The sequence below is a fragment of the Staphylococcus sp. GDY8P126P genome (genome assembly GCF_017891965.1).
Classification (GTDB): domain Bacteria; phylum Bacillota; class Bacilli; order Staphylococcales; family Staphylococcaceae; genus Staphylococcus; species Staphylococcus saprophyticus.
In genome coordinates this window covers 84,376-92,920 of sequence record NZ_JAESKG010000019.1, presented here as the reverse complement: position 1 = coordinate 92,920, position 8,545 = coordinate 84,376, and the positions used below count along the sequence as shown (strand labels likewise).

Annotated in this window: 7 protein-coding genes and 1 other RNA gene; all 8 read right to left on the bottom strand. The window is 35.8% G+C overall.

Features of this window, described 5'->3' with window-relative positions; genetic code table 11:
- Positions 1-499: 499 nt before the first annotated feature.
- Positions 500-1,096, bottom strand: coding sequence for a recombination mediator RecR (gene recR / locus KA893_RS12850; RefSeq protein ID WP_002484223.1), 597 nt, complete (start codon positions 1,094-1,096; stop codon positions 500-502).
- Between the two features lie 4 nt (positions 1,097-1,100).
- Positions 1,101-1,418, bottom strand: coding sequence for a YbaB/EbfC family nucleoid-associated protein (locus KA893_RS12845; RefSeq protein ID WP_002484224.1), 318 nt, complete (start codon positions 1,416-1,418; stop codon positions 1,101-1,103).
- An 89-nt stretch (positions 1,419-1,507) separates the two neighbouring features.
- Entirely contained in the window at positions 1,508-3,220 is a 1,713-nt protein-coding gene (gene dnaX / locus KA893_RS12840; RefSeq protein WP_041079867.1) for a DNA polymerase III subunit gamma/tau, read from the bottom strand.
- Between the two features lie 59 nt (positions 3,221-3,279).
- Positions 3,280-3,810 (bottom strand): GNAT family N-acetyltransferase, encoded by a 531-nt coding sequence (locus tag KA893_RS12835; protein WP_002484226.1) that lies wholly within the window; start codon positions 3,808-3,810, stop codon positions 3,280-3,282.
- Between the two features lie 188 nt (positions 3,811-3,998).
- Positions 3,999-4,268: signal recognition particle sRNA large type (ffs, locus tag KA893_RS12830), an RNA gene on the bottom strand.
- Between the two features lie 106 nt (positions 4,269-4,374).
- Positions 4,375-5,100, bottom strand: a complete 726-nt coding sequence (treR, locus tag KA893_RS12825) for a trehalose operon repressor (protein WP_011303885.1) — start codon at positions 5,098-5,100, stop codon at positions 4,375-4,377.
- Between the two features lie 25 nt (positions 5,101-5,125).
- Positions 5,126-6,760 (bottom strand): alpha,alpha-phosphotrehalase, encoded by a 1,635-nt coding sequence (treC, locus tag KA893_RS12820; protein WP_002484228.1) that lies wholly within the window; start codon positions 6,758-6,760, stop codon positions 5,126-5,128.
- Between the two features lie 89 nt (positions 6,761-6,849).
- Entirely contained in the window at positions 6,850-8,277 is a 1,428-nt protein-coding gene (gene treP / locus KA893_RS12815; RefSeq protein ID WP_002484229.1) for a PTS system trehalose-specific EIIBC component, read from the bottom strand.
- Positions 8,278-8,545 lie beyond the last annotated feature (268 nt).

The following is an 8,545-nucleotide window of genomic DNA, read 5'->3' as shown; positions in this document are numbered from 1 at the left end:
TTGTGTTATCTCTAACACTTGTTTTGAACCAACAATTTAATGTTGCGTTCGGAATTAACGTTGACATATTGCAATTCAGTTTTCAATGTTCATTTCTTCAATCACAAGAATTAATTTTACTCGCTTTGACTCAGAAAGTCAAGAACTTTTAAAAATTATTTTTCGTTGTGTTTTTCATTTCGTTTTTGTGTTTGTCGTTTTGTTTCGTCCGACAAGATAATACTATACACGCTTAATTTACTTTTAACAACGGTAAAATTTACACTATAACTCCGTGGTTTCATTACGTTTTCATCAAAAAGCAAACCTCCTTATACATATATTTGTTAAAGTACGGTTTTAGACAATTTAAAGATTGTAACACTACACTTATCATAGATTTACTGCTCAATAACCATACTTTGATTTCTTTTACATTTTTTTAATTTTATTTACAAAAAAATAAAGCTATCTGTTTAAGATAGCTTTATCGCTTACTTCATATTGTATTTTAACCATATTACATCTCTGTTCTGCCCATGATAGCCTTAGATAATGTAACTTCATCAGCATATTCTAAATCGCCACCAACAGACAAACCTTGAGCTAATCTAGTGACAGTAATTCCAATAGGTTTTACTAATCTAGATATATACATCGCTGTCGATTCACCTTCTAAATTAGGGTTCATCGCTAATATAAGTTCTTTAACTTCTTCATCTTTGAGTCGGTTAATCAAACTAGGGATATTGATGTCTTCTGGTCCAATACCATCCATCGGCGAAATAGATCCATGCAAGACATGATATAAACCTTTATATTCTCTCATCTTTTCCATTGCAATAACATCTTTATCATCTTCGACTACACAAATAACCGAGCGATCTCGTTGTTTATCCTGACATATATAGCAAGGATCCTGTTCTGTAATATGCCCACACTCACTACAATAAGTAAGTTCTCGTTTCACATCTACTAATGCCTTAGCAAATTGTACAACGTCATCTTCTTTCATATCTAATACATGAAACGCCAGACGTTGAGCTGTTTTTGGCCCAATGCCTGGCAGTTTCATGAAACTGTCAATTAGTTTCGAAATTGGTTCAGGATAGTGCATATGATCACATTCCAGGGATGTTTAAGCCTTGCGTATGCTTACCTAAACGTTCTTGTGTAAGTTCATCAGCTTTATTCATTGCTTCATTCGTTGCAGCAATTACTAAGTCTTGTAACATTTCAATATCATCAGGGTCTACCGCTTCTTCTTTAATTTCCACGTCAAGCACCTCTTTATGACCAGAAACTGTTACAGTAACCATACCGCCACCAGCTGTACCTTGTACTTTTTCTTCTTTAAGCTTTTCTTGCTCTTCGCCCATTTTCTTTTGCATTTTTTGCATTTGTTTCATCATTTGTTGCATATTTCCGCCACCGCGCATAAATATATCCTCCTTAAAACTTATATATTATATTGAATATCATTCATCTTTCGTTTCATTATACATGCCTTTTTAATCATTGTCATGTATCACTCTTCATCTATGATATTTACCGTACTTTCACCAAATAGGTCTTTCGCTTTCTGAACTACGTCTACTTCTTCAGGTTCTGTTGTATCCGTACCATTGTTATGTGTATCTTCTGATGTACCTTGCTTCCTATTTTGAAGGTATTCTGATCTCACACGCATCCACTGGTCTGCAGGTACGCCAACCACTTTAACGGTTTTATCTATAATATTACAAACAACATTTTCGATATTTTCACGTTTTTCATCGTCTTTATTCACGATTTCACAATGAATTTCTTCTTCTAATTTAATTAGTACATGTGTTTCACTTGCAGCCACCGGTTCAGAATTTTGTAAAAGACTGACCAATGACTTCATATCATTACTTTTAGCATGATCAACCACTTCTTGCCAGTGATCTTTAAGCTGCTTGATATCATCTTTATTAGCTTTATCTAATACTTTAGCAATTTGCTGCATAGAAAATGCATTTTTAGACTGACTACTTTTAGTTGTAGAACGTTTTGATTGTTGTGGTTGCGCACTCGTTGTTACACCATTCGCTTTAAGTGTTTTTAATTCACTTTCTAATTGTTCCATTCTTTGCAGTAACACATCATTGTTTGGTTCTGTTGCTACACTTGTAGTCGTTAATGTTTGAACACTTTCTGGTTTTTCTTTTATCATTTCTGCGATTTTTACTAACAAGACTTCAAAATGCACACTTTGGTTTACGCTAAATCTAATAGAAACGAGTGTATCATTAATGATATCAATCATTTTGTAAAGTACTTCTAAATCAAAATGCATCAGCGCATCATATTCAGTTTCTTCATTAGATGTCTTATTCATGATTGTATCTCTGACAAAGTAGATCATATCGTTAATCAAACGATTTACTTCTTTACCTTGTGAGATGAATTGATGATACGTAGAGAAGGCGTTTCTCACATCACCTTCTACAACTTCCTTAAATAATTCATTTAAAGCTTTCGCATCTACACTACCAGTAACATTCAATGCATCTTCTAACGTTAAATGTTCATCTCCAAAAGCAATTGCTTGGTCCATGATACTCAATGCATCACGCATACCACCTTCGGATGCTTTGGCGATAAAGTTTAATGCCGCTTCATCATATTCAACGGCTTGCGATTCCGCTACAAACTTTAATCTTTCCACAATTTCTTCCTGGCTTATCGCTTTAAAATCAAATCTTTGAGCTCTTGATATTATTGTCGGAGGTATTTTATGTGGTTCTGTCGTTGCTAAGATAAATATAGCGTGTGCTGGTGGTTCTTCCAATGTTTTAAGCAATGCATTGAAAGCACCTGTAGTTAGCATATGCACTTCATCAATAATATAAACTTTAAACTTTGATTCGCTCGGCGCATATTTTACTTTATCTCTAATATTTCTAATCTCATCTACACCATTATTACTCGCAGCGTCAATTTCAATCACATCTGAGTTAGTCCCTCGTGTAATCCCTTTACAAATTGCGCATTCATTACACGGTTCGCCATCTGAACGTTCAAGACAGTTAATTGCTTTCGCAAACACTTTCGCAATACTTGTCTTACCTGTCCCTCTTGGACCACTGAAAATGTATGCATGGGATTGTTTCTCTTTTGAAATTGCATTGCGTAGTGTTTTAGTTACATGTTCTTGACCTACAACATCTTCGAAACTCTGCGGTCGGAACATTCTATATAAAGCTTGATAATTCACTTTCGCACCTCCAATTGCATTCACAAACTATTATAGCATTGAACTTCGTACTTTGAATATCAATTAAAAGCTTCTGAGTACACGACATCACCTTGAGGCTGTTCTAATAGTTGATCCCACAGGAATTTTACCATGAAATATTCTGAAGGCACGTCAAATGGACATGTTATGTCATAATCTGCTGCTGGTTCGTATCCAAACTGATTATAATATTTTGGGTCACCTAGCACTATAATGGTTGTATAGTCTTGTGTTTTCGCACGTTCTTCTACAGCTTGTATCAACGCCTTACCCAAGCCTTTATTTCTATATTCCGGCAATACTGATAGTGGGGCTAATGCCAGAACAGTATATCGCTTCGTTCCATTAATGACTGTTATTTCAGATAGCATAATGTGACCGACCACATCACCGTCATTATTTTTAGCTACCACTTCAAGCTCATAATTATACTCAGGTGCGTTCCTCAGTTTAGCTACCAAATTTTGTTCATCATGATTCGACTCTGTAACATCTGCAAATGCTGCTTCGATTGCTTTCAAGCTTGTGTCATAATCATTTTCAGTTAGCGTACTTAAATATATTTGCATTGGTTTCCCCCCAAACGTTCAGTTCAAGACTTTAATGTCATAACATCGATTTCCAACAAGTTTTAAGACGGTTCCAATATGCCATCAAAGTATTGTTTATATTTTAATATAAAAAAAGAGTGACCGCTATCAAAAGATAAGTCACTCTTTATATATGTATATGATTTCATTAGTTTTAAAAATTAAAACCGTGCACCTTCGCTTCGAATGCGTATCACAAACGTTACCAAAGTCGACAGCTAAATCTCGGCAACCCTACGGCACATACGATGATCCACTTAATGCTGCTTCCGTCAGGACCTGACATGATTCATGGGTTCATATTGCATAGGACCGAGATCTTCAGACACTACGTGCTTTGGGCAGACTTCACAAAAACGCACCCTTAGCAAAGGAATTAAGTCTCGCATAAAGCGGATTTCGAGTACAGGGAACCGCTACCTCCCCACCTAGCACGGCAAGATATATCATACTATAATCTCATATTAGAATGCAAGTATTACCTTTTGCATGGCTAGTAAAACCTTTAAAAATCCTTCACACATCAGTCTTATCATTGTACATTTATAGTTTATGACGTCTAGAAAAATCATTGAATTTAAATTCGGTCGCTAAATGTTTAGAAATATTATACTGAAATATCGTAGTGTCTTTTAAATGAACAATGCCACGTACCGTCGCTGTATAGGCTGGATTGATTTCACCAAACACTTCATACTCCATCTCTCCAAACGGTTCAAATGTTATGGATTTGTTTGAATAACTAATTTCCAACCCTAATGTTTCCTCAATGTATTGATATAAAGAGTTTGTAGCAATTTCCGCTGTAACATTCGGCACAATTTCTTCTATTAGATAGTCTTCATCAATGATTTTTACTCTATCATCTATTTTTCTAGTACGTACCACATGACATAAGACAGTATTCATACTAATATTTAAAGCTTCTTTGACTCTCGGAACATCGCCCGCAGTAATGCTTTCGATCATCTTCACTTCTGTGTCATGCTGTAAACCTAGTCCGCGTTGCACTTCTCTAAAACTGGTTAAGTCAGCAAAAGGAAATTCTGTTACACCTTGATAAATAACAATAGAACCTTTCCCTCGAATCTTTTGTATCATGCCTTCTCTAACGAGTAAATTTAGCGCTTTACGTACAGTTTCACGTGATGCCTGATAAGATTCTACCAATTCATGTTCCGATGGCAATTGAGCACCATACGATATACGTGATTCAATAATATCTTTCCGCAATGTTTCATATATCGTAATAAATTTCTTCTGTGTCATCGTTTCGCTCACTGCCTTTTATAGATTAATGTGCAACTACTATGACGCCAAATCCATCAATCTTTCCATCTATCAACTGGCCATATTGCACTATGACTTCGCCATCTAACTTTAATCCTTCTGGTATTTCTATGCGTTCTTTTGAAAAGTTTGCAAGCACTATCCAAGTTTCACCTTTATAATGACGTTTATATATAAACAATTCATTGTGATCCATGTATAGTGGTTCAATACTTCCATAAGTAATAATGTCATGCTCATGGCGTAATTGAATTAAATGTCGATATGTCTGAAGTATGGATTGTTCATCTTCAACAGCTGCTTCAACGTTTATTTTATCAAAATTATTAGGGATATCAATCCATGGTGTACCTGAAGTGAAACCAGCATGTTCACCTGCTGTCCATTGAACAGGCGTTCTAGAATTATCACGTGATTTTTGTCCAAGAATAGTTAAAATTTCTTGCTCCTCATATCCTGCTGCTTTCATTTTGTCATAAGCATTTAAAGATTCAACATCACGATACTGTTTAATATCATTAAAGCCTGGATCCGTCATACCAATTTCTTCGCCTTGGTAAATATATGGCGTCCCTTGCAACATATGCAGTACAGTCGCTAGCATCTTAGCACTTTGTTTACGTAGTGGTTCAGATGTGTCATCACCAAAACGCGTAACGACACGAGGCTGATCGTGATTACACCAAAATATCGCGTTCCAACCGCCACCTTCATAAATACCAAGTTGCCACTCCATTAGAATGTCTTTCAACTTATGAAAATCTAATTTAGCATTCGACCATTTTTCTCCGTCTACATAATCTACTTTAAGATGATGAAAATTAAACACACTACTTAATTCTTGTCGTTCAGGCGAAGTATATTTCACACAATGATCTATGGTTGTCGAAGACATTTCGCCAACAGTCATTAATTGTTTATCACCAAATGTTTGCTGATTCATTTCGTGTAAATAGTCATGAACACGTGGACCATCTGTATAGAATTCTTTGCCGATTTTTTCGGAGTTTTTAAATTCACCTTTTGAAATGAGGTTAATGACATCGAATCGAAAACCATCTATTCCAAAATCAATCCAGTGATTAATGATGTCGTATAGCACACGTCTGACTTCAAGATTATCCCAGTTCAAATCTGCTTGTGTCACATCAAATAAATGTAAATAATATTCATCCGTTTTTTCATCATATTTCCAGGCATTTCCACCAAATTTGGATTCCCAATTCGTAGGTGGTTCTTCATTTGCCGATCTTCTAAAGAAATAATAATCTCTATAAGGACTATTTTTATCAGCATATGCTTGCTTAAACCATTCATGCTCTGTTGACGTATGGTTGATCACGATGTCCATCATAACCTTGATATCTCTTTTATGCGCTTCAGCCACTAGCATTTCTAAATCTTCAATTGTCCCAAACTTCTCATTCACTTTATAATAGTTGCTAATATCATAACCATTATCATTCATAGGCGATTCATATACCGGTGTTAGCCAAATATAGTCCACACCGAGATATTGTATATAATCTAATTTTTCAATAATTCCTTGTAAGTCACCTTCACCACTACCAGTCGTATCATTAAATGACTTCGGATAAATTTGATAAACGACTGATTTTCTCCAATCATTTTGTTGCATATTATTGCCACCTCTACTTTTAATATTTTAAAAAAGAAACCCGCTAAGTAATTTTAGCGAGTTTAATTGTACTTCTCTGTCGTTGACGCCTATTCTTCAACCATTTCTTTCGCTTCTTCTTTACTAAATCTTGATAGGAATACTGTTAATATGGCAGGAACTACAAATGCTATAGCTGTCACTACTAAATATACTCCCCAGTATTCACTTTTTATTGAAATAAATGCTGGAAGACCACCAACACCAACACTACCTAGCACACGCGTCGCACCTAATACTGCACCTAAGATACAAGAAGTTGAAATCGCGGCGATAAATGGATATTTCAGTGGTAAATTCACCCCAAATAGTGCAGGTTCTGTGACACCTAAGAAACCTGAAACGCCTGAAGTCATTGCTAAACCTTGTTCTTTGACCATTTTACGTCTTCTATAAACGAACCAAGCACCAAATGCTGCAGAACCTTGGCAGATATTAGAAATTGCAAGAATTGGCCACAGATATGTGCCACCAAGCTGACTACCCATTAATTGGAAATCAACTGCTAAGAACATATGGTGTAAACCAGTAATAACTAATGGTGCATAGAACAAACCATAGATGGCACCACCTAACCAACCAGCATGTTCAAACACAAATGTTACGCCATTTGTGATGCCAGTACCTAGCCATAACGCAACAGGACCAATAACAATAAATGCTAAGAACCCTGTAATCAATAGTGCTACAGGTCCAACGACCAACATTTTAATTGAATCATGCACAAATTTATTTAAGAATTTTTCAATCTGCGCTAATACATATGCAGCAAGCAAGATCGGTAATACCTGTCCTTGATAGTTTAATTGCTTAATTTCTAAACCAAGTATATCCCAGGTTGGAATATGACCTTTCGCTATATCGTACTGTGATACAAGCTGTGGATTCATTAAAATCAAGCCTAAAACCAAACCGAGAATTTGACTCCCACCAAACACACGCATACTACTCCAACCGATTAACGCGGGTAAGAATATGAACGCTGTACTTGCAATGACATTAATAATATTCGAAATATCACCTAGCTGCGGAAATTGTTCTACCAGTGGCTTTGGACCAAATAACCCTTCCATCGTCAGTAAGTTATTAATCCCCATCAGTAAACCAGCAGTTACGATTGCAGGTAAAATCGGTATAAAGATATCTCCCAATAACTTAATCAACCTTTGAATCGGATTTCCTTTCTTCGCCGCTGCCGCTTTTGCATCATCCTTAGATGCTTCACTGACACCTGTTTCTTGGATGAATTGCTTGTAAACTTCATCTACTGTGCCAGGTCCAATAACGATTTGGTATTGGTTGTCTGCTTTAAATTGTCCTTTCACTAAATCATTATTGCTCAATCTATCTTTATCTACTTTATCATCATCTTTCAAGACCAGTCTTAGACGTGTCACACAATGTGTTGCTGTGTCCAAGTTGTCTTTGCCCCCAATAGCTTCGACGATATCTTGTACATCTTTCTTTTTAACAGCCATGATGATTCACTCCCTTATAATTAAACTTTAGATATTACTAGAAGTATAACTTGTCTATACAAGTTTTGTAAAGGTTTTCATAAAAGGGTGTTTTGTTCGTCGACTACAGGGCTACAATCTAAATATTTAAAACCAAAACCACCTATAACAATGAGTTGGCGTTATTAGGGGGGCTCAAATTATAGATGGTTACATCATAATCATGTACTTCTTTGATAAATTTACGGAAATGACCTTACATCTTTTTTTCTATATAAAAGTACTTAGC